The sequence below is a fragment of the Pseudogracilibacillus auburnensis genome (assembly GCF_003201975.1).
In the GTDB taxonomy this organism is placed as follows: domain Bacteria; phylum Bacillota; class Bacilli; order Bacillales; family Amphibacillaceae; genus Pseudogracilibacillus; species Pseudogracilibacillus auburnensis.
Map to the genome: position 1 here is coordinate 264,684 of NZ_QJJQ01000004.1, position 24,453 is coordinate 289,136.

Below are 24,453 nucleotides of genomic sequence, written 5' to 3' on the forward strand. Positions count from 1 at the left end.
TCTTCCCTCGTGCATGAACTTTCCGAAAACGGATGAGAAGTGCCCCGCAGCATCTTCCCTCGTGCATGAACTTTCCGAAAACGGATGAGAAGTGCCCCGTGGCATCTTCCCTCGTACATGAACTTTCCGAAAACGGATGAGAAGTGCCCCGCAGCACCTTCCCTCGTGCATGAACTTTCCGAAAACGGATGAGAAGTGCCCCGCTGCATCTTCCTTCGTGCATGAACTTTCCGAAAACGGATGAGAAGTGCCCCGCGGCATCTTCCCTCGTGCATGAACTTTCCGAAAACTTGTGAGAAGTGCCCCGCGGCGTCTTCCCTCGTGCATGAACTTTCCTAAAACGTGTGAGAAGTGCCCCGCAGCATCTTCCCTCGTGCATGAACTTTCCGAAAACGGATGAGAAGTGCCCCGCAGCATCTTCCCTCGTGCATGAACTTTCCGAAAACGGATGAGAAGTGCCCCGTGGCATCTTCCCTCGTACATGAACTTTCCGAAAACGGATGAGAAGTGCCCCGCAGCACCTTCCCTCGTGCATGAACTTTCCGAAAACGGATGAGAAGTGCCCCGCAGCATCTTCCTTCGTGCATGAACTTTCCGAAAACTTGTGAGAAGTGCCCCGTGGCAACTTCCCTCGTGCATGAACTTTCCGAAAACGTGTGAGAAGTGCCCCGCGGCATCTTCCCTCGTGCATGATTTTTCGGAAACAGATAAGAAGTACCCAGTCACATCGCCCCCTAGGAATGAAATATCGGAAATACATATTAAATGGCTTATGTTGCAATTTAAATTTTCTTGAAAACATAGTATGAATATCTTCCGTTGCGGATAAGCGTCATATGTCTTAATAATATTTCTCTTATTCTTCTTTTGGAGCTAATGACTACACACCATTCGTGTATTTGGCTTGTCGTTATTTTTTTATTAGGAAATAGTAAATTAAATTCAGCTACACTTCGCATTACTCCATAATCTACTGCTTCTTCGTAACCGCATCCCTGACACTTTAATTTGATTTTGTTGATTGGAGATAAAAATTCGGAGCAAGTTCTACACGTAATTCCTTTTTGTAATTGATGATACTCATAGCTTGGCAAGCGACTATGCGCAGATTCTTCGAGGTGCATCGAAATTAATTTTTTAGCTAATTTTGTATGATGGGCTGTTAATTTTCGAGAATTGGCATTTAATTTATTGATAAAACGTTTTACTTGTGTTGGAAAAATTGCTGGTAGGGCAATTGGAGCTTGATACAATGTAAAGTCATCATTGATGAAGATTATGTATGGTTTTATTGTCATGTTTACATGTAACTTTTGCAAGATTTGTTTAAATAAATATTCGGTTCGCTGCAGTTGTAATAAGGGACTTCGAATTTCTTTACCTGAACCAACGACATACCATTTATCCCCTTCTAAATAAAAATCACCTTCAAAGTTTTTAATTTCCAAGGAAAAAATCGTGTTTTGATTAATAATCAAACTATCAATTTGAAACTCTGTGTTGTTACTTTCTAACAATAAATCAAATAGTGTGATCTGATTGGTAGAAGGGTGATTACATAATAAATCGTAAAATTTCAGTTCACCAAGAAATCCTTTATGCAAATTTTCATAGTTTTGTTTTTCAGTAGTGGATAATTTCATTCTAGGGTGCAAACTAGTAAGAATTTGAAGTTCCTTAGGGGGCATAGGTTTATTATGGGGAATAATCGTCATTTCACCTTTCCTTTCTTAAAAAGTACTAGTCTATTTATACTATTATAATTGTCGTGTAATTTCAAAGGAATCGAAGCAAACGTTTTCTATTCTCCTTTTTGATCATCGCTACAACTATATTTGAGTATTCTTGGACGTAAAATTGTGAAATTAGTCAAGTCTAGCTTCGAAATGTGGGACGTGCTAGTACAATGTACTATAACTGTGACAATGCTTTTCAATGTGATGAGTGAAAGCAGAGCCCTAGGATCTTTTAACCTATAAGAGAACTTGAGGTATTGTGGAGCGACTTTAGAAAAAGAGTGTGTAATTTTTGTTAGGGGTTTACATATCTACCCACCTATTAAAAGGCTTTTGCGAAATTTATTGAAAAACATACATCGCTCTACTCATTCTCTTATTGTCTATTTATTCGGACAATAAGGTGATAAGTGATATAATCTGAAGTAAAAAATAAGGAGTGAGGGTTTTGACAAAACTTAAAGAAAGTGCCCAGCAATTTCAACATAAATTAATAGAGCTCGGTTACTCAAATAAGGTCATTGAATTACCTAACAGTACAAGGACAGCTAAGGAAGCAGCCGAAGCGATAGGATGTGAAGTTAATCATATTGCGAAATCAATTATTTTTCGATTGAAACGAGTGGACAAACCTTTACTAGTCGTAGCATGTGGAGCAAATAGAATTAATGAAAAACAAATCGAAGCCCATTTAAATGATACATTAGGAAAAGCGGATGCTGATTTTGTACGCGAACAGACCGGATATGTGATTGGCGGTGTTCCCCCTCTAGGACATAAAGAGCAAATAATAACCTTGATTGATGAAGATTTATTTCAATACGGAAAGATATGGGCAGCAGCTGGACATCCAAAAGCCGTATTTCCATTGACTCCTGATGAATTAGTAGAAATGACTAATGGTGAGGTCGTATGTGTCATATAGCTCAAGATATTAATTAGTAAAAATAGATTGAAGACTCGGCATTCGCCACATTTACTGCGAATGCCTTAGTTACGTTTATGTTCCAAGAAAGGATTGATCCTTTCTTATCTACCAAAGAAAAAGGCAGGGTGACCCGTCTTTCATTCCCTATTTTGTTTGAAAAGCTCTCCCTTTTTTTACATGCATTTCCAAAGAGATTTTCCACGTATCCATCCTTTGTCTAGACCATTGATATTTATTCGACGGCAATTTATTTCATCGGCTATTCCCACTGGGTACATTGATGTTATAGAATTATTGGTGAAAGCTGGATCTGTTTTGTATTATGCGGGTGATTTTGATCCAGAAGGGCTTGGAATGACTAATCGACTGGTTAAGTGCTTTGGAAGTGCTGTTCGTTTACGGCATCATGTCTATTGGGATAGTACTAACAGTCGGTAAGTCGATTTTTTTTGTTATTATTGGACTGTGTCTCGCTTGTTTAGGCTTTTTTTACTGCTCATTCATTAACCGCAACATCTGTTAATATGATTGCAACACATCATAAAGGTAGTGCATCAAGTCTTTACTTAGCTTCCTATTATGTTGGCGTGTCGATGGGAAGTACCGTTTTTGCACCGATTTGGGAGCGCATGGGCTGGTTTGGGATCATAATGATTGCCAGTGTTCTACCGGTTGTGTATATGGTGGTAGGGCATGGTGTTGTGGGAAGGAAGCGCATTTTCGAGGATAGCAGTTGAAGGAATAAAATGGGGTGGAGGATGTTGATTGCTCCAGGAAAACGGTGATAGAGGAAACGTAAGAGTTCCCATTTTAAATGTAAGGAAGTTTGATGTTAATAAAGAAATGAAGCCTTGCTGGTACTATCTACAGGTACCGGCGAGGCTTTTTTGCTCAACAAGTATATTTTTAGACATAGAAAGGGTTAAATATAGAATAAAATTAATCGATAAGTTCGTTCTTGAATGGTTCAGAAGAGATCGCATACTTTTTTAATTTGTAGTTTAAGTTTTGCCTGGATATCCCGAGTATCTTACTCGCCTCCGTAACTTTTCCATTAGCTGAATCCATCGCTTCTTTAATGTATTGAATCTCCAATCGTTCCAATCGTTCATTTAATGAGAAATGTGATTTTGTTTGCTGAGATATAGGAGGTGTTATCCGTTTATTTTTGTATTCTTCCATCATATGCTGTTGAAATGTATCGGATAAATGGTCAAATGTTATCTTTTTTTCTTCATACATTAAATTTAAGGCGCCTTCAATTGTATGCTCAAGTTGTCTGGCGTTGCCTGGCCATGTGTAATTTAAAAAGAAATCCATTACATTATCTTCTACACTTTCTGCATCGATTCCTAAGGCTGTGGAGTGTTTATCAATAAAGTGATCCACAAGTGCAGCAATATCAATTTTTCTTTTTCGTAATGGTTTGATATGTAAATTAACTACACTTAAGCGATAATATAAATCTTCCCGTAGCCTTCCATTCCTAATAGCTTCTATGGGATCTTCATTCATTGTTGAAATTACCCGTACATCAAAGTCAATTTCTTTATCCGAACCTAATCTTCTGACTTTCATTTCCTGGAGCACTCTTAATAATTTTGCTTGTAGGTTTAAGCTGATGGAATTAATTTCATCCAATAATAGGGTACCTTTATGGGCTTGTTCAAAAATTCCTGCTCGGTTTACAGCGCCTGTAAAGCTACCTGTTGTTGTGCCGAAAAGTAATCCTTCCAAAAGGTTTTCAGGTATTGCAGCACAATTTTGAGCAACAAACTTTTCTTTTTTTCTAGGACTCTCATTATGAATGCTTTGAGCGAATATTTCTTTTCCAGTTCCTGTTTCACCAATGATCAGAACATTGGATGAAAAGCGGGATATTTTTTTGGCTTGTTCAACAATTCTCCCCATCTCTCTGCTTTTAAAGATAACGTTATTGAATGTATAGCGGGTATTATTTGAACTCTGTCTAGTAGGGATAGGTAAGTCATGATCATTTTGGATAGATCGGATTGTTTCCTCAAGTTGTTTTTGCTTTGTAATATCTTTTAAAATTTCTACTGCTCCCATTTTCCTGTTGCCTATAAATAAAGGGTAAGTTTCAGACAATATTGTTTTTTCTTTTCCGGTTTCTGTAAAATGCGTTTCCCTATGATTAAGCGATTTTCCTAACCGCAGTGTTTTTAATAGTTTACTATTTTCTTCTTCGAGATGAGGAAATGCTTCGAAGATTGATTTGTTTTTAATTGTGTCAGGTTCGCGCGCATTGATCTCGCCGATTTTTTTATTATAAAAAAGAATCTTTTTATCTTCATTTACAAGACAAACACCCTCGTCTAAATAATCTAAAATTGCATCGTATAATGTAACCTGTTCTTTTAAATCTTCCAATTCGTATTTAATTTTTTGTTTATTCGTCATGTTTTTAAAGATTAGCAGATACAGGTCATGGATTGGTGTGATCGTTAGTAAGAGTTCATTCGTTCCATAAGAAAGTGAGATTCCCGTAGATTTATCAGGAAGGGCAAAATATTTATTTAACTTGTTAGGGAATAACTCAAAAACAGACGTGTTTTTGTATCGTGAGGTATTTAAAGCAAACAATCGTTTTGCGGCATTATTTACCTTAATAATGTCTCCCTCTTTGTTCGTTAATATCATGCTTTCAAAAAAAACATCCCATACTTGGGTTAACAATACGCTATCCAACTCCCTTTTCCCCCTTACTACAATTTATTTTTTTCAGTATAACATAAATAGGGAAAGGAAATAAATTTTTCGAAAAATATTTTTCATAGAAAAATTTTTTTCTTTTTTAACAGATAAGAAAGGATTAATCCTTTGCTACATAAGCGTGGGCTAAGACATTTGCAGAAAATGCTTGGGGAATGCAAGTTTTCTCATCGACCAATTAAGAAAATGTCTTATTATTGGCATGTTTTTCTCAAATGATAAGTTGGTATGCTTCTTGCACTATTAATTTAGTGAACACAAAAGTACTTTTAAAATCATATTTTTTTCTAGAAATTTTACGACTGGGAGGATTTAGAATGGTGATAGATTTAGAGGGAGTAAAAATAATTGATGTTCACTGTCATCCGTTTTTACAAAATGAAAGGCCTTACATGGAAAGTGAATTTTTGGAGGAGTTATCTTTATCTGTTAGGCCAGGTATGTTTGCTACAAAGATAAAAACCAAAACAGATTCCATGTATTCAGGTTTAAATATGTATATGCAAATTACGATTCAACGCCTGGCAAAATATTTTTCATGTGAGCCTACAATTGAAGCAGTTGTAGAAAAAAGAAATGTAAGCGCAAGAAATTTTTCTGAATATACGAAGAATTTATTTGAAGACGTCCAATTAGAGGGATTATTAGTAGACTACGGGTATCCGACACCGGCTATTCCGAATCAACAATTTGAAAAGGTTGTCGGATTTCGGACTTGGGAAGTATATCGTATTGAGCCGGTGATGGATCGGCTTAGGGAAGAACATGACAGTTTTTCAACGTTTATTGAGGGGTATCGTGCCGATCTAAGAAGCGCTTTAGGAAGAAAAGGAGTTTTGGGGCTTAAGTCTATTATTGCTTACCGTAGTGGTTTAGAGATTGTGTCCATGGATGAAAAGAAGGCAACTAGTCAATTTGATTTTTATAAAGAGAATAAGAGAGAAACGGTCAAGGAATTACGAGATTATTGTTTACATATTGCGATGGAAGAGTGTACAAGGGCTAAAAAAGCAATGCATATTCATACTGGGGTCGGTGATGGTGAGGTGCTACTACACAAAGCGAGCCCGAATCTGTTAGTAACGATGCTAAGAGAAAAGAAATATGCAAATACAATTGTTCATTTAGTTCACGGAGGTTATCCGTGGATGGAAGAAGCAGCATTTATGTGTAGTGTGTTTCCGAATGTATATATGGATCTTTCTTTACAAAATCCTTTTGCAGGACACGGGGTGAAACGGATTATTTCACAAGTCTTTGAATTTGCTCCATTTAACAAGGTCATGTATGGATCTGATGCATTTACAATTCCGGAAATGAACTGGTTAGGTGTGAAATTATTTAAAGAGTGTTTCGAGGAAGTTTTACAATCTTGGGTAGAAAAAGATTATATGAGTAGAAAGAGAGCAAAAACGATTGCTGAGTTAGTCTTATATAAAAATTTTGAAGAACTATATAAAGATAGCTTGTAAAGGGAGATGCTTATGGATACAACAAGGTGCCTAGAGATAGAGAACATTCTAAAATTAGTAGAAGAAAATAATATTGAGTTTATCCGAGTAGAATTCTTGGATTATTCGAATGTGACAAGAGGAAGAACAATCCGGAAAAGCAATTTAAGAGAGGCGATGGAAAAAGGTGTTAATTTCAGTACAGCTATTATGAGTTTTGATGTTTTCGATACTTATATCCCAGATCCAATGTACGGGGCGGAAGACGGTGACTTTTTTGCATTGCCAGATCCACAGACATTTGCCATTTTGCCTCACCGGAAAAACACCGCACGAATGCTTTGTGATTTAGTAGATGAGAATGGGAACCTTTGGAAAGGTTGTCCAAGGGGTGCATTAAAAAGATTATTAAATAAAGTAGAACAAGTTCTTGGTGGTACATTACATATGGCGTATGAGCAGGAGGCATATTTGTTAAAAGAAGTTGATGGCAATAGAGTGACAGCTGACAACAGTCATTGTTTTTCAAGCGTAGGTGTCGATATTCAAGAAAGGTTTGTTCAAGATTTCGTTTTTACTTTAGAAGAAATGGGAGTGACGACAGAACAGATATCCAGTGAATATGGCCCGGGTCAGCTGGAAATTAATTTGAAATATACAAATGCGCTAAAGGCAACAGATGATCAAGTGACATTTGCTCATACATTTAAGCAAATTGCTCGAGATCACGACATGATCGGTACATTAATGCCTAAGCCTTTTAGTCATTTGGCTGGAAGCGGATTACACACTCATATCAGTTTGTTTAATGAACATGGTGAGAACTTGTTTAAGGAAATAACTGATCAAAAAGGTTTGGATATGTCGGAAGAGGCGTACTACTTCATAGGTGGTCTGTTGAAACATGGCAAGTCTTTAATTGCAATAGGAGCACCTAGCTATAATTCCTATAAAAGAATGCTCCCCGGATCATGGGCTCCCGCCCATATTTGTTACGGTACAGCAAATAGATCTGTGTTGGTGAGAATTCTAGAAAAAAGAAGGGAAAGAAGGTTCGAATTTAGAGGAGCTGATGGAACTTGTAATCCCTATTTATTAAGTACTTGTCTGATTGCGGCGGGATTGGATGGAATTCAAAATAAAATTGATCCGGGTGATCCTATTTTAGAAGACGTTAGTCAAATGGATGAATTTGAACGGAAGGAAAAAGGAATCGAATGGGTTCCTCGGACATTGAGTGATGCTCTTGATAGTTTGGCTGAAGACACGATTTTGGCAGATACTATTGGCCGTGAAATTTGGACGGAGTTTATTAAGGTTAAGCGAAATGAATGGAACAAATTTTGTCAGTATGTGACAGATAATGAGTTAAAGCTTTATTCAGATATGTATTAACTAATGTTAATAATGATCTTTTAGGGAGGTGATGACATTCTAAAGTAATGTATTTTCATAAAAATGAGATGGTGGTGAAAAATTTGAGGATTCATGCGTTCATTAATTACTCCATTGCTGATCTAGGTATGATTAATGAATGGACAGTAAATAGAGGTCACACCGTTACTACAACTGCTGTCTATGAAACTAGTGAATTACCTGGAATGGATGATTTTGATTTATTAATCGTTCTTGGAGGTGTTATGGGGGCTTATGAAGAGGAAGAAAATCCATGGTTACGATTGGAAAAAAAATTTATTTCCGAAGCAATAAAAAATAACAAAGCAATATTAGGTATTTGTCTCGGCGCTCAGCTAATTGCCGAAGTACTTGGTGGGACGGTTTATCCACATTCTCATCAAGAAATTGGTTGGTGGTCGGTTCACTTTTTAGATAAAGCAAAGGATTATAAACTATTTGAGGGGTTACCGCAGAAGCTACCTTTTTTCCAATATCACGGGGATACATTTGACTTACCCGAAAGTGCGACTCGGCTGGCAGAAAGTGAAGCAACAAGAAATCAAGCTTTCATCTATAAAGAAAACGTTGTAGGGTTACAATTTCATCCAGAATTCAGTGACAAGAAATTAAAAGAAATCGTACTGCAACACGGAGATGAAATCGAATCAGGGGACTATATACAATTACCAAACGAATTTTTAGGAATGGATAGCAATGTGAAAGGTGCGAAAAATTTTTTATTTAAGTTGTTGGATAATTTTGAAAGTAAAATAAAAACATCCGTTTAGGATCAATAAAGGGGAGTATGAACAAATGTCGAGAACCCAATTACTTGAAATTGAACCAATACGAAATTTAAAGTTTCGTCACTTATGGGCACTTGGTGTAGGGGCTGTTATTGGAGATGGTATTTTCTTATTAATTGGTGAAGGTATTGCTGTTGCAGGTCCGAGTGCGATCATTGCATATATCATTGCAGGTTTGTTTCAGTTTTTCTTAATGATGGCTCTGGCAGAACTTGCGATAGGAATGCCGAGTGCTGGCGGAATGGCTGTATGGGTTGAACGGTTTATGGGTAAATGGTGGGGATTTCTTTCAGGATTTGCTTTTGCAGCCGGTTGGGTAATAGGAGGCGGAGGTATTAGTATGGCATTAGGTACCATCACTTCTTGGTATTTTCCACAACTAACTAGTGGTATATGGACAACTCTTTTTGCTATTATCTTTGTAACCGCTTTCGCGTTATTGAATATTTTAGGAACTGCCATAGCTGCGAGAACACAGCTTTATTTAGTATTGATTCTAACGGTTGGTATGTCATTATTTGCAATAATTGGTGTGAAAGATGTTCATCCGGCTAACTTCAGTGAATGGTTTCCACATGGAGCTTCAGGGTTCTTCAGTGCGATTCCGATGGGTACTTACGCTTATCTAGGTGCGATTTCAATCGTTACAGCTGGAGCAGAAACAGTAAATAGGAAAGATCTACCGAAAGCTTTAATCTGGTCTAGTGTCACTTTTATTTTAATCTACTCAGCAGCTCAAGTAGTTTTACAAGGAATTATTCCGTGGAATGAAGTAACGATGGACAGCTCTCCATTTACAGAAGCTGCAAATGTAGTTTTTGGCTATGCGGGTGCTTTTATTATTAACTTTGTTGCGTGGATCGCTGCTGCTACATGTATTTTAATGGGTACATTTTATACTGCTTCCCGAATCTTTTATGCACAAGCAAGAAGAGGTTATTTGCCTAAGTTTTTCGGTTATTTACATCCCAAAACACGTACACCAGTCTATGGGATCATATTCATTTGGGCATGTTCAGTCATTTTTATTATCATAGGTGCATTCAGTCCAAATTTAATTTACGTTGAATTCTCTTTACAGTTGACATTAGCGTGGGTTGTATCTTGGACGCTAGCAGTTATTGCAGCCATGTTATATAGAAAACATGCGAAAGAAGAAGTAATGGCATTGCCGTGGAAACAGTGGTTCTATCCTTTATTTCCTATATTAGGATTAATCGGTATGGTAATTATTTTCTACGGTACATTTCTAAATACTCCGATGACCCTAATTAGAGGGCTAGTATGGATGGTCGCATTATTTATTTTCTATAAGCTCTATAGTGAAAAAAGGGTAGTAGAGGAAAAAATAAAGAAGGCGAACTAATAAAAAAACTTGAAATAATAAAGGAGTAATCCTATGTATCTACGACAGCTTAGTGGAATTTTTGCAAAAGAATCTAAAGAGATGGAAGAAGAATTGATGACAATAAGGAGGCATTTGCATCAGTATCCTGAGCTCTCTTTTCAAGAATATAAAACAAGTAAATATATTGAAGAGAAATTAAGAGAAATTGGACTTCCTTATGAAAAGGTAGGGGCGACAGGAATAAAAGCTTGGATAGTAGGTGAAAAAGAAGGTTCATCAAGTGACTTTGTAGTTGCGCTTCGTGCAGATATAGACGCATTACCTATACAAGAGGAAACAGGGTTTGATTTTTCCTCCAACAATAAAGGAGTTATGCATGCGTGTGGGCATGACGGGCACACAGCGATTCTATTAGGGGCTGCACATCTATTATATAAAAACAGAAAAAATTTTAGCGGGAAAGTGGTCTGTGTCTTTCAACCTGGTGAGGAAGCAGATGGAGCTGCTAAAGAAATGATTCGTCTTGGCGTTTTAGAAAATCCAAAAGTAGATTGGATGATCGCTTTGCATTTGTGGCCATATATTCCTTTTGGTTCAATTGGAATTCGAAGTGGCAGTATGACGGCTTCTTGTGATGACTTTACCATTACAATTAACGGGAAATCCGGACATAGCGCTAGACCTCATGAGGGTGTCGATGCAATCGATGTGTCCATGCGCATTATGCAAGCAATTGAACATCTTGTAATAAAAATGAATAATCCTCTTGATCCGATTGTCGTCCATATAGGGAAAATAACGGGTGGTTCTGCTAGAAATATTATCGCAGAAAAAGTCATTTTGGAAGGGACATCACGTGCTTTAACATTAGATAGCAGAACAAAAATAAAGGAAGAAATCGAACGGATCTCAAAAGAAGTAGCAGAAACATTTAACGCGACAGCGGAAATACATTATACAGAAGGGAACGCACCCGTCATCAATGATGTCGATGTGACATCCCTTGTTGGAGAGGCGGCAACAGAACTATGGGGTGAAGATAGGGTAGTAGAATTACCCCAACCTTCATTAGGTGCAGATGATTTTGGTGAATTTTCGCTTGAGGTGCCGAGCACTTATTTTCGTTTAGGTATTAAAAAAGAGGATGAAGCAGTTTATAGCTTGCATCATCCTAAGTTCAGCTTTGATGATACGTTACTATCCATAGGAGCTGCGACATTTGCATATATTGCGGTAAAAGCAACAGAAAATTCGGAGGGACATTCATGTTAACAAAAGAGAAAGTGTTCGAATTAATCGAGAAACATCATATTGAATATATTGACGTGGGGTATATGGACTATGCTTCATTATCAAGAGTACGTACAGTTCGTGTTGACCAGTTAGAGAGTCTATTTACAAGCGGATTAAATTTTTACGGTGGAATGATGAGTTTTAATGGTTTTGATGAAAAAATTGAAAATCCTATGTATGGAATTGAAGCAGGTGACTTCTTTGCGATTCCGGACCCATCTACTTTTGCTATTTTACCTCACCGGAAAAATACGGCGAGGATGTACTGTGATTTAATTGATGAACACGGAAATCCTTGGGATGGATGTCCAAGACAAGTATTAAAAAAGGTCTTAAAAGAAGCAGAAGATATTTTAGGTGGAAAAATGCATATGGCATTTGAACAGGAAGCTTACTTAATGAGAGAAGTGGATGGAGAGCTTGTAACAGCGGATGATACCCACTGCTTTTCCATAGAAGGTTTACAAATGCAAGAGAACTTCTTGCACGAATTTGTAGAGGCGATGGAGATGAGCGGGGTTGATATTGAGAAAATATCAAGCGAGTATGGCCCTGGTCAATACGAAATCAATTTACGGCATAAACCTGCGCTCAGGGCTGCTGATGAACAACTTATATTTATGCAGTTATTTAAGCAAATTGCTTTAAAAAATCATCTGATCGGAACGTTAATACCGAAGCCTTTTGATCATTTATCTGGAAGTGGGTTACATGTCCACATTAGTATGACTGATGAACAAGGGAATAATGTGTTTGAAAAGGCAGAAGACCCGTTAGGTTTAACAGAACAAGCGTATTATTTTATTGGTGGAATGATGAAACGTGCAAGGTCATTAGTTTCGATCGGTGCGCCTAGCATCAATTCGTATAAACGGTTATATCCTGGTTCTTATGCACCGTCCCATGTGAGTTATGGAATTGGCAACCGCTCTGTATTAATTCGAGTTACAGAGAAAAGAAGAGGTAGTCGCTTTGAATTCCGTGGTGCAGATGGTACATGTAATCCATATATGTTGGCAACTGCATTAGTAGCAGCCGGAATTGATGGGGTGAAAAATAAAATCAAACCGGGTGAGCCAGTCGACTTTGATGTCGGAACAATAAGTGAGGAGCAAATGAAAGAAAAAAATATTGAACTTGTGCCTAGCTCCCTTGAAGAGGCGATGGATGTATTAGAAGCGGATGAATTAATGGCTGAAGTGTTAGGTCCAATTTGGAGAGAGTTTATTAACGTAAAACGATCAGAAGCTAAAAAATACTCCCGAATTGTAACGGAATGGGAAAGAAGAATGCTAAGCACACGCTTTTAGGAAATGTGTTTTAAGAAAGTTTCACGTCATTCATCAGAAACGGATCTTAATAAGGAGGGTAAGGATGCAAAACGATAAATGGTTACAAAAAGATGATCAATATGTGGCTGATTCGTTAAAAATTAGGTTTTACCCAGTTGCCATTCAAGAAGGTAAAGGGTCAAAAGTAGTCGATTTTGACGGTCGAGAATTCCTCGATATTTCTGCTGGATGGGCGGTTGCAAACATTGGCTATGGAAATGAGAAAATGGCTAAAAGGTTAAAAGAACAGTATGAAAAACTTTCTTTTTCATCAAATATTACGATACCGGATGAACAAATGATTACTCTATCAAAGAAATTAACCGAAATCGTCCCCGGCTCCTTTGAGAAAAAAGTGTGGTATGGGATGTCAGGCTCTGATGCAAATGACTGCATAGCTAAATTAGTACCGTACAGTAAAAAACGTCCAAGAATGCTCTCCTTCATGGGAGCATATCATGGACAGACAATGGGCTCTTTATCACTTTCAGGTCATACGGCACAAGCACGTTTTATTAGTGGGGCAAATGTCGTGAAAGTGCCTTTTTCTAACCCATACAGACCACTCTTTGGATCAGGTGAAAATGTAACAAAACAAATAATCGATTTTATTGAACACGAAGTATTTACAACAATTTGCCCACCCGATGATACTGCTGGCATTATTGTCGAAGCCATTCAAAGTGATGGAGGGGTCATTATACCTCCAGATGACTTTTGCCAGAACTTAGAAAGTTGTGTGATCGTTTTGGAATTTATTTAATTCTTGATGAAGTAAATGTTGGTATGGGGAGAACTGGTAAATGGTTTGCATATGAACATGCTAATATTGAAGCAGACGCCGTTTCCATCGCAAAGCCTTTAGGGGGAGGAGTACCGATTAGCGCTGTCGTAGCGAGAAAGGAAATTTTAGACTGTGGCCATGCGCTACATCTATTCACAGCAAGCGGTAATCCGATTAGCTCCCGTGCTGCTTTAACAAACATAGAAATTATTGAACATGATATTCGTATGGAGGATGTTACCGAGAAAGGGAACTATTTTAAAGAGCAACTAGAAGAATTAAAGAAAAAACATGATATGATCGGAGATGTACGAGGGAAAGGTCTTGTCTTAGGGGTTGAACTTGTTGAAGACCAAGTAACAAAGGAACCGGCTGCCGAGCAAACTGCGGCGATTTGTTACCGTGCGTATGAGCTTGGGTTATTAGTCTTTTATGTCGGTATACATGGAAACGTGATCGAAATAACTCCGCCATTAATTATAACGAAAGAAGAAATCAATCAAGCCATCGCTATGTTAGATCAAGCATTCACGGATTTAAAGGATGGAAAAATCAATATGGATGAAGTAAGGAAGTACGCTGGTTGGTAAAAGATGTAAAAGACAAAATTTTGAGCTTTTATGAATTGGAGGAATTAGTATAATAAACTAATCTAAACATAAAAGCATCGAGCGATCACGTGTGACATCCAGTATTTTTCATCGCCGGACAACTCGACTTTCAAATGATCGCTTTTACAGCTCATGTAACGGGAAATTTTTGTAAGACTACTTCCCGATTATGTATAGTTTAAAACTACGCGCATCGAGGGATGAGTCGAAACAAGTGATGACGAAAACGAAATCCTTGCACTATGCTTATTTCGAGGATCATGAGCCAAAGGAAATGAAGCAGTTGGAGTTGTTTTAGAGGAGCCAGTGCCGGGAAGGTGGCGGCTTCTTTCCTCATATTTAATGGTAAACAAATGTATCTGTTGTCACATTTCTTTCATAAAACGACATAGAAAATAATTTTTCTAAATTTTTCCCTTAAAAAAGCTTAAGCTTTTTCTTAAGCCTCCGATATAAGTAATAGGGACACAAGGATGTGACCTAAAATAAATATACATGGAGGTAGATTGATTATGATCATCAATCACAATATTTCAGCACTTAACACACATCGTCAGTTAAATGCGAACAACAATGCGGTATCTAGTTCATTAGAAAAACTTTCTTCTGGATTAAAAATCAACCGTGCAGGAGATGACGCAGCTGGTCTAGCGATCTCTGAAAAAATGCGTGGACAAATTCGTGGCCTTGAAATGGCTTCTAAAAATGCGCAAGATGGGATTTCATTAATCCAAACGGCAGAAGGAGCACTTAACGAGACTCATGCAATTTTACAAAGAATGCGTGAATTAGTTGTTCAAGCTGGAAACACTGGTACACAAGACACAGATGACCTACAGGCAATTCAAGATGAAATTAATGCTTTGGTAGAAGAACTTGGTGGCGTTACGGGAAGTGGAACTAGTAAGGGTATCACTGATCGTACAGAGTTTAACGGGAAAAACTTATTAAATGGTACATTTTCAGCTACGGTAGCTTCAGGAGCAGCATCCGGTACAGTTGCAAAGTCATTAACGTTCCAAATTGGGGCTAATGGTGGACAGCAACTTAGCGTCCATATTGAAGATATGAGTGCAACTGCACTAGGCTCTGAAGATATCAAGATGACAAATATTGATGTAACTGATTTTGCAGATATTGCAGCGGATGCTTCTGGTGGATATGATGCTCAATTAGCTGCAATTGATGCTGCTACTAAACAAGTTTCAACACAACGTTCAGCTCTTGGAGCAGTACAAAATCGTTTAGAGCACACAATCAATAACCTTGGAGCATCAGCTGAAAACTTAACAGCTGCAGAATCACGTATCCGTGACGTTGATATGGCGAAAGAGATGATGGATTTCACTAAGAACAACATCTTAACTCAAGCGGCACAAGCAATGTTAGCTCAAGCTAACCAAACTCCACAGGGAGTATTACAGTTATTACGTTAATATGAATTACTTGGAAAGGACTCTAGCAATGCTAGAGTCCTTTTACGTTGTGTGCCAGGCATGGCATTTATCTAGGTGGTGAAAGTCCACTGTGGGGGAACACATCATCCAACCACTAGGGAAACGCAAGGTGTTTGTCGTGAGACAAAAGCTGAAGGAAGCGTGTACCAAAATCTTGGTCCGACGAACAGAAATCTGATACAAAGGCTTTATAGGCGGATGAGACTCCAATTCAAGTCAAAGTCCATGTATATGAGAAATTACGGTTCTATACACCTGATAAATGGAGTTAAGTAATCTAATAAAATACAGAAACTTCAACTTACATTGTATCTTTAGCAAGAACATATATAAGTTAATTAGATTAATGGTAGTCCCGTATTTTTTTCAAGAAGGCCAGCTTTGATAAATCCGGTTCAAATGTTGAAACAGAAACGTTTGCATTATTACGCATAAAAGATCCACTAAATCTTACGTTTGACTACTAGAAGCTGTAAAAAGGAAATGTAAGTTTATTTACATTAATCTTCAGATGGTCATACTATATCCAATCTATTGCAACTAAATTTCCTTAACATATAGGTTCCAACCCACGCAAATGATCATGTCTTGAAACTATTTTCTTTTCCACCAAATTACATTTGAAAAATCCTCTCATCTTTCCGATATATATGGTAGGTCTTTAGAATCAAATAAAGGATGAAAACAATGCAAACAGTAGAGACAGTGCAAGAACAAATTGACAAATATACATCTTTATCAGTAGAAATTGAACACAGTATTAATGAAAATAATATAGATAAAGCGAAGACATTATTAAAAGAGTATGCGGCGGAAATTCAAAATAGTAAAACCTATTCATTTCAAGCCATTATTCATTTTCAAGAAGGAAATCCTGAGGAAGCAATTAATGTACTTGAAAATGGGGTTAAAGAACATCCATTTAATTTTAGCTTGCATTTTAATTTAGCGTTTATTTATGGTGTAACGCAAAAGTTTGAGGAATCATTTGAAAATTACATCTATGCGATAAAGTATAGTGTAACGAATGAAGAAAGAGAAAATGCGCTAAAAGGTTTTCAAGAAGTATCTAAGCTTGCTATGGAAGAGAAGGTATACACAACTTCTTTCATACAAAAAAGAATGAAAGAGCTAGAGAAGATATTAAATCAACATGATGAAAGGGTATATCCAGTAAATATTAATGGGGTAAGTATGATTAGAAAACCGCAGCATCAAGGCACCCCGAATGAATATATGGTTAATATGTACAAAACCTATGGCATTGAAGATGTTGATTTAAAAACTCGAATGTTATTTAAAAGTGAACTAGTGAAAGGGAATACATTAAAAGGTGAACGGGAATGGTCGACAAAGGGACCGGTAGTGATTCCAATATCTAAAACCAACGATTCAAAGGATGTTCATATTAAGGTAAATGAAAAGAAATATACCTTAACGAAAGATCATTTGCCAATAAATCAATATAATTATATTCGAATTTCAGACGAAGGTCGAATCATCATTTCAGCTGATGAGGAAATTTTTGTTGGTCATCCTATTGAATTAGAGCCTAAAGAAAAACCTGTTAAACTAGTATTGAAAATATTTGTGGATGGGTTATCCTATCAATTTCTTGAGGACGTAGGTTTGGAAGAAGCTATGCCAAATACGTATCATTTTTTTAAAGAAGGAATGATCACTACAAATTGTCAAACGACCAATGAATGGACTTACCCTAGTAAAGCTGGAATCAATACGGGGAAATATTCAAACTATCATAAGATGTTACAACCTGAATATCCATATACTCTATCTGAATCCCATAAGATGCTTGCTGAGTATTTTAAGAATGAAGGTTATTATTGTGCAAATATATCAGGTAATTGGAGAACTACGCCATCTTTTGGATATTATCGGGGATATGATCGCATGATTTATCAAAATTTTATGGGTGCATTTGGGGCAAAAGAAATATTAATGGAGGCTATTGAACATCTATCGTCCTTTTCACATACTAATAACTTTCTCACTCTATCATTACTTGATTTGCATAACGTAGCTGATGAAATTGAAAACCATTTGTATAGTCAGGTTCATACAGATATGACAGAAAAAATTAACGAAAAGAAACGGGGAACTACTTCCGTTCAAACGAAATTTGATAAAAATAAAGTGAGCAAATATTTACAGGAAATAAAAAGGATCGATAACCTATTAGAAGTTTTATATAATTTTTTATTAAATAACTATAAGATGGATGATATAGTTATAATCTTACATTCTGATCATGGACAATCTTTTTTAAGTGATACGTTTAATTTACTAGGCGATCAAAGAGTCAGAGTACCTTTTATGGTAAGGGGAAAAGATATAAAGCCTGATATTACAGATGAATTAATGGAAACGATCGATATATTTCCAACAATATTACATCAAAGTAAACTAGATATTCCAAATGATATTAATGGAAGATTGCCTGTATCATTTGGTGGAAAAGAGGAAAGGGAATTTACATTTTCTCAAATAATTCACCCTAATCAAACGTATAAGGTACGTATAAAGGAGAAGGGAATTAGTTATTACTTAGAAACGAAACATAATGTATTCCCCGACTTAACGGTTAATATGAAAGGGTTCACTTCTAAAATTGTTGATCATTTTACAGAGAAAGATATAACAGATAAATGGGTTAGCAAGAAACATCAATATGATCAGTATGTTTTTAATCATATGAAAAACATGTTGAGATGGGAAGAGTAAAGTACAAATATGATTATTTAAGGATAGTAGGAGTTGTTGTTTTTGTTAAAAGTCAATCAAAAAACGGACAGTGAAGCTTATTGGAATCAATTTTATCAAACTCAATTTCCCAAATTAGGTGAGTCAACTTTTTCGCAGTTTGTTAATAAGTGGATAGATAAAAAATCTTTAATATTAGATGTAGGATGCGGATCTGGAAGAGATTCATTTTATTTTGCAAGCCAAGGACATGAAGTATTTGGAATCGATAGATCAATCGAGGCAATAAATAAAAATAAGGAAAACAGTAGATTAAATCAAAATGTTCATTTTTATCAAGTTGATTTAAAACAAGAGATTGATTTGGCAAACATTATTAATCCTTTACAAGAAAGAGCCGAAAAAGAAAGCATACCTCTTATTATTTATCTTAGATTTTTATTACATTCTATTGACGAAACTACAGAAGAAAAGTTGTTATCAATCTTGTCTAATAGTCTGAAAGAAAAAAGTTACATTGCTGCAGAATTTAGAACAATTGAAGATAAAAATCGTTCGAAAATTTATAATAATCATTATAGAAGATATATTGTAGCAGAAGAATTAATTGAAAAACTTCAGTATACATATTCTTTTGAGAAGCTCCATTTTACAAAAGGTACAGGATTTTCTATTTATAAAGAGGAAGATCCTTTTCTTGGTAGAATAATAATGAAAAAACGTTAATCTTAGCTTATTAAAGAATCAGATAAATAAATTCTGGTTCTTTTTTGTATGGCTTGTATATAATCATACCACGCCTTGAAAAAACAGATAACCCAACCGATAATATAGATAGAAGAACTAATATTAAAGTCGTACTTGGAGGTTATTATGCAATTAATATATAAAGATGAACAAATTGAACTAGTGCGAAATAAATCTGCACTAACGGCAATTTTTGAAAAAGTAACTGAATTGATTGAACAAAAAGATACTGTTTTTAGCCATTTAATTATTGATGATGAAGATGTCTACGAAAATCATGAAGCATATATAAATGAAAAAATAAACACCATCATGCGAATTGAGATTGTTACACGTTCGACGAATGAAATGATATGGGAAACGATGGAATCAATCCGTGAATATTTAGAGCGTGCTATTCCTGCTTTAACTGAGTTGGTTGAAGGAAGTTACGAGAATTTTGCTGAGGAAACATGGAAAGGAATAGGGCAGTTGTCTGAAGGTATGGAGTGGATGCTTCAGTTTAAAACATTTACGAAAGCTGCTCCTGAAAAACCAGCGAATTGGGATGAATTCGAGAAGAGCTTCGAAGCAGGTGAAAAACAATTTGCACAGCTTTTAGAAGCAATCGAGGCCCAAGATACAGTCCTTATATTGGATATACTGGCTTATGAAATTATGCCTGCTTATGAAACCATTATGGTAAATATTGAAAAGATGCTTCAAGACAAGGAGTTTTTAAGCCATGTTAGTTGATAATATCCTTCTATTACGGGAACGATATCCAGCGTTACGAACTTATTTTTCCGAGCATGAAGGTGATTTAACATTAGAGCAATTTAAAACATTAGAATCGAGAGCAGGTTCGGAAACAATTCGTTATGAGCCGAATAATGAGAAGCCATTAATGGTTCATAGTATGTATGATCCGGTTCGTGAAGCAGAAAGGATAATCGCTTCACATGCAGAAAAAATAACGGAGAAAACACATGTCTTTTTTTATGGTGTTGGATTCGGATATCATGTCGAAAAGTTCATTGAAATGTTTCCAAATCAATCCTATTCACTTTATGAGCCTATTCCTGAAATGTTTCTTGAAATGAGTAAGAATCGAGAGTTAGGAAACATCATCAATAAAAATACACAAAATGTGTATGTCGATAGGCACAACGTAGAAATGTTTGATTATTTAGATGAATTTACTACTAGTAATCGAAATATTCACTTGATTGTATTACCAAGTTATAAAAACATCATCAAAGAAAAGTACGAACAATTTCATCAAAATATTAAAGATACTATAATAAATCGTCAGACTAATTTACATACAGATGCAAGTTTTCAAAAGTTATGGGTAATGAATAGTCTGATTAACTTTGAAACAGTGTTGAACACACCAAATATGTTAAAAGATATTGACCGATCACAGTTTGAAGGTAAACCTGCACTAATTGTTTCTGCTGGGCCATCACTTGCTGAAGATATCGAACATATTCGTTATATTAAAAATAATAATCTCGCATATATTTTTTCAGTTGGTTCAGCGATTAATAGTTTAATTGAATATGATGTATTACCAGATGCAGTGTTCACATATGATCCGAGGGTTAAGAATAAAATCGTTTTTGACAAGATGATTTCGCAAAATATTGACCATATTCCAATGGTATTCGGCTCAAGTGTTGGATATGAAACAATTGAAAATTATCAAGGACCTAAAGTGCATTTCATTACATCTCAAGATAGAACGTCTCTTTATTTTCTAAAAGAGCAACTGAATTTGGAACATGATTTAATTTTAGATTCACCCTCTATTGCAGTCATGACGTTTCAAATTTTAAACAAATTAGGCGCAGATCCGATTGTTTTTGCTGGTCAGAACTTGGGCTATTTACATGGCCGTCATTATTCTAAAGGAATTGAGTATGATATTGCCCAGTCAGCTATTAATGAGAAAAAGTTAGAAAAAGCCCTTACGACAAAAGATGTTTATGGAAATGAAATTAAGACGAATCAAACATTTAATAACATGCGAGAAAACCTTGAAAGCTTTGTTCCACTTTACGAAAGGAAAACTTTTATCAATACTACTAAAGGTGGGGCAGAAATCAAAGGAGTTCCTTTTCAAACAATTGAGGAAGTCATTAACAATCAATTCATTAAACCAATTCAGAAATTGGATTGGTGGAAAAAAGATAATAGTTATGATGAAAAACATATTCAACCTCTAAAAACCACTTTACTAGAGAGTAGAAAAGAATACGAAAAAATTATTTCTAAGTTGACTAATTCGATAAATTCTATTTCTATTTATACAAAAACAAGGAGAAAATTACAACTAATTACCGAATTAAATAACTTTGACTACGATTACAATAAACTTATAAAGAATCAATATTATATGAACTTTTTAGCTTTCTTTATTAGAGTGAATGCTAATCTATTAGAAAATGAATTAAAGATGTTAAATAAAGAAACAGATGTTTTTGTTAGAGGGAAAGAAATGGAGAAAGTGTTTACAAATTTTATAGAACATTGTAAACAAGGTACCAAGGAATTAGAGGAAGTTTTAAGTGCTATTTAATTCATCACCATGATAAGGAATGATTAAAAATGATACAAAAAGAGATAAAATTATTAGATTGTACCTTAAGAGATGGCGGATACGTTAATAATTGGAATTTTGATGATTTGCATATTATTTCTATCGTTAATTCATTAGTAAAAGCAAACATTGAAAACATTGAATGTGGTTATCTTGATCCAAACAATAAGTATTCGAAGAACAGTACACGTTTTAGGAATGTTAGCGATTTTAATAAATTAGCAAAGGAATTTAACACTACTAGAAATACAAACCTTTTCTTGATGATTGACTATCATCCTAATATAGAGTTAAATCTACCGGTTTTTTCAATGGAAGGTAATCTGTTGGATGGTATTCGAATTGCTTTTCATAAAAATGATTATGTAAGTGTTCTACCCTTTGCTCAAGAGTTAATTAATCAAGGATATAAAATATGTTTACAACCAATGAATACATCATCGTATTCCGATAAAGAATTGATACATTTATTACAGCTTGCTAACAAATTAGAAATATATTCATTTTACATTGTAGATAGCTTTGGGTCCATGGATCAACATGAGGTAAAGAGACTATTTTATCTAGTTGAAAATAATTTAAATCCTCGAATAAGAATTGGATTACATACCCATAACAATATGCAACTTGCTTTTGCTAATTCAATTGAATTTTTAAAACAGAATCAATCTAGAAAAGTGATGATAGACTCTTCTATATCGGGAATGGGAAGAGGAGCGGGAAATTTAAATACAGAGATAATCTCGGAGTATTTAAACAAATATAAAGGAAAGTCTTATAAGATAATTCCATTATTAGAAGTAATGGATAATTTTATTGAGGCAATTAGTAAAGAAATGCATTGGGGTTTTTCCGCTAGCCACTATTTGTCAGCAGTGCATAGATGTCACCCAAACTATTCATCTTATTTAATGAATAAGAAAACATTGACAATCAAAGCAATAAATAAAATATTAACATCATTAAATGATGGCGAAAAAATATTATATAATAAAGCGATCATTGAAGAAAAATACTTTTCTTATTTATCCAAAAGAAAACAGCCGAATAACTTTGATGGAACTTTATTCAAAAGGCAAAAAGTTTTAGCCTTGGCGTCTGGAAATACGATCAATATGTATTCTGAAGAAATAAATAACTTTATGAAAGAACATAATCCATTAGTAGTAGCACTTAATTTTTTACCTAATACCGTTAATCCTAATTATTATTTCTTTTCTAATCAAAAAAGGTTTAACGAGTACTCTCACAAAATAACTGACAAAGAAAAAATAATTATTACATCTAATATTGAAACCAATTTAGATTCAATAAAAGTGGTAGACCTAAATTTAGTATCCCAAAAAGCAATTGTTGATAATGTTGCTGTACATTTTATAAATTTTCTAATAGCATCTGGGGTTAAAAGTGTAACCTTAGCAGGTATAGATGGTTATGATATTAATAAGGTAAATAACTACAGTTATGAGGAATATAACCGGGTGTTTGATATTGAGGAATTAAAAGAACAAAATGATAAATTACTCGAACAATTTAATAGTTTTGTTAAAAAAATATCAATCCGATTTCTTACACCCTCTCTTTTTGAATCAAGTTCACCTAAAAAGTATATGGGTGTAATTCCCGCAAGATATAAATCAACTCGTTTTGAAGGAAAGCCGCTCGCATTAATCGATGGAATACCAATGATTGAACGGACTTATTTACAGGCTAAAAAATCGAAAGCACTTGACAGCTTAGTGGTTGCAACAGATGACAAACGAATCAAATCATTTTGTGAAAGTAAAAATATACCGGTTGTCATGACCTCTACTAGTTGTTTAACGGGAACAGATAGAATTGCCGAGGTGTCAAAACTTTACGATTATGATTATTATATTAACATACAAGGAGATGAACCTATTATATCTCCCGAAAATATTGATTTAATTATTAACGAAATTAATACCCACGGTAAGAAATATATAGCTTATAATTTATTTAAAGAAATAAATAGTGGCGAAGAAATTGATTCTGATACAATTATTAAAACAATAACAAACGAACAGAATGAATTAGTTTATATGTCAAGATTACCAGTTCCATTTAATAAATCGGAGGGCCATGTTACTTTCAATAAACAAGTTTGTGTATATGGTTTTTCGAAAGAGGCTTTAGATATTTATAGTAACAGTAAAAAAACTAGAAATGAACAGTTTGAAGATATAGAAATCCTTAGAATAATTGATCTCGGTTATAAAGTTAAAATGACTGAAACAAAATACGATTCAATTGCGGTAGATCGACCTGAAGATATTAAAAAGGTAGAACGTTTTTTGGATGCTAATAAGGTGAAAATTTAGTCGCTATTCATAAAAGTAGGGTACTAATCCCCTAAGAACTTTAGGAAAGTGTCACAAAATTATTTAAGGATAATCTTAAGGGAACGAGGAAAATCTTGAACGTAGTCGCTGGAATTATCATTCAGCTTTCGCAGAGTAAAAATATTAACTGAAAGTTTATCCCTGACAGTCGTTAGGGATGTT

General features: G+C 35.3%; 16 protein-coding genes and 1 pseudogene. 15 read left to right on the top strand and 2 right to left on the bottom strand.

Annotated features, from left to right (window positions below):
* Positions 1-782 precede the first annotated feature (782 nt).
* Positions 783-1,715 (bottom strand): nuclease-related domain-containing protein, encoded by a 933-nt coding sequence (locus tag DFR56_RS07965; protein ID WP_110394910.1) that lies wholly within the window; start codon positions 1,713-1,715, stop codon positions 783-785.
* 469 nt (positions 1,716-2,184) lie between these two features.
* Between DFR56_RS07965 and DFR56_RS07970 the strand changes: the two genes are divergently transcribed.
* Positions 2,185-2,661: a YbaK/EbsC family protein gene (locus tag DFR56_RS07970; RefSeq protein ID WP_110394911.1), complete on the top strand. Its 477-nt coding sequence runs from the start codon at positions 2,185-2,187 to the stop codon at positions 2,659-2,661.
* A gap of 180 nt (positions 2,662-2,841) precedes the next feature.
* A complete protein-coding gene (locus tag DFR56_RS07975; protein ID WP_110394961.1) occupies positions 2,842-3,102 on the top strand; it encodes a DUF2399 domain-containing protein in 261 nt (86 codons plus the stop codon).
* Between the two features lie 501 nt (positions 3,103-3,603).
* Here the strand turns inward: DFR56_RS07975 and DFR56_RS07980 are convergent.
* The gene (locus DFR56_RS07980) at positions 3,604-5,373 is read right to left on the bottom strand and encodes a sigma 54-interacting transcriptional regulator (protein WP_110394912.1); all 1,770 of its coding nucleotides are present in this window, start codon (positions 5,371-5,373) and stop codon (positions 3,604-3,606) included.
* Between the two features lie 341 nt (positions 5,374-5,714).
* Here DFR56_RS07980 and DFR56_RS07985 point away from each other — a divergent pair, with 341 nt between their 5' ends.
* The 13 genes and pseudogenes from DFR56_RS07985 (at position 5,715) to DFR56_RS08045 (ending at position 24,270) form a co-directional block, all read left to right on the top strand.
* Positions 5,715-6,869 (top strand): amidohydrolase family protein, encoded by a 1,155-nt coding sequence (locus tag DFR56_RS07985; protein WP_110394913.1) that lies wholly within the window; start codon positions 5,715-5,717, stop codon positions 6,867-6,869.
* Between the two features lie 12 nt (positions 6,870-6,881).
* Complete coding sequence (locus DFR56_RS07990) at positions 6,882-8,243, top strand: glutamine synthetase family protein (RefSeq protein WP_110394914.1); 1,362 nt, start codon at positions 6,882-6,884, stop codon at positions 8,241-8,243.
* 83 nt (positions 8,244-8,326) lie between these two features.
* Positions 8,327-9,034 carry a type 1 glutamine amidotransferase gene (locus DFR56_RS07995; RefSeq protein ID WP_207521038.1) on the top strand — a complete coding sequence of 236 codons (708 nt, stop codon included), beginning with the start codon at positions 8,327-8,329 and terminating at the stop codon, positions 9,032-9,034.
* 25 nt (positions 9,035-9,059) lie between these two features.
* The gene (locus DFR56_RS08000) at positions 9,060-10,418 is read left to right on the top strand and encodes an APC family permease (protein WP_110394916.1); all 1,359 of its coding nucleotides are present in this window, start codon (positions 9,060-9,062) and stop codon (positions 10,416-10,418) included.
* A 33-nt stretch (positions 10,419-10,451) separates the two neighbouring features.
* The gene (locus DFR56_RS08005; RefSeq protein WP_242694886.1) at positions 10,452-11,672 is read left to right on the top strand and encodes a M20 metallopeptidase family protein; all 1,221 of its coding nucleotides are present in this window, start codon (positions 10,452-10,454) and stop codon (positions 11,670-11,672) included.
* Positions 11,666-13,003, top strand: a complete 1,338-nt coding sequence (locus tag DFR56_RS08010) for a glutamine synthetase family protein (protein ID WP_110394917.1) — start codon at positions 11,666-11,668, stop codon at positions 13,001-13,003. The genes DFR56_RS08005 and DFR56_RS08010 overlap by 7 nt, the downstream gene beginning before the upstream one ends.
* Before the next feature lie 64 nt (positions 13,004-13,067).
* A pseudogene (locus DFR56_RS08015) lies at positions 13,068-14,398 on the top strand (aspartate aminotransferase family protein).
* A 533-nt stretch (positions 14,399-14,931) separates the two neighbouring features.
* The gene (gene hag, locus DFR56_RS08020; RefSeq protein ID WP_110394918.1) at positions 14,932-15,855 is read left to right on the top strand and encodes a flagellin Hag; all 924 of its coding nucleotides are present in this window, start codon (positions 14,932-14,934) and stop codon (positions 15,853-15,855) included.
* Between the two features lie 708 nt (positions 15,856-16,563).
* Positions 16,564-18,618 carry a sulfatase-like hydrolase/transferase gene (locus DFR56_RS08025; protein WP_158525564.1) on the top strand — a complete coding sequence of 685 codons (2,055 nt, stop codon included), beginning with the start codon at positions 16,564-16,566 and terminating at the stop codon, positions 18,616-18,618.
* Between the two features lie 42 nt (positions 18,619-18,660).
* The gene (locus DFR56_RS08030; RefSeq protein WP_158525566.1) at positions 18,661-19,323 is read left to right on the top strand and encodes a class I SAM-dependent methyltransferase; all 663 of its coding nucleotides are present in this window, start codon (positions 18,661-18,663) and stop codon (positions 19,321-19,323) included.
* 147 nt (positions 19,324-19,470) lie between these two features.
* A complete protein-coding gene (locus DFR56_RS08035; protein WP_110394921.1) occupies positions 19,471-20,079 on the top strand; it encodes a hypothetical protein in 609 nt (202 codons plus the stop codon).
* A complete protein-coding gene (locus DFR56_RS08040; RefSeq protein WP_110394922.1) occupies positions 20,069-21,907 on the top strand; it encodes a motility associated factor glycosyltransferase family protein in 1,839 nt (612 codons plus the stop codon). The genes DFR56_RS08035 and DFR56_RS08040 overlap by 11 nt, the downstream gene beginning before the upstream one ends.
* 29 nt (positions 21,908-21,936) lie before the next feature.
* A complete protein-coding gene (locus tag DFR56_RS08045) occupies positions 21,937-24,270 on the top strand; it encodes a 3-deoxy-manno-octulosonate cytidylyltransferase (protein WP_110394923.1) in 2,334 nt (777 codons plus the stop codon).
* Positions 24,271-24,453 lie beyond the last annotated feature (183 nt).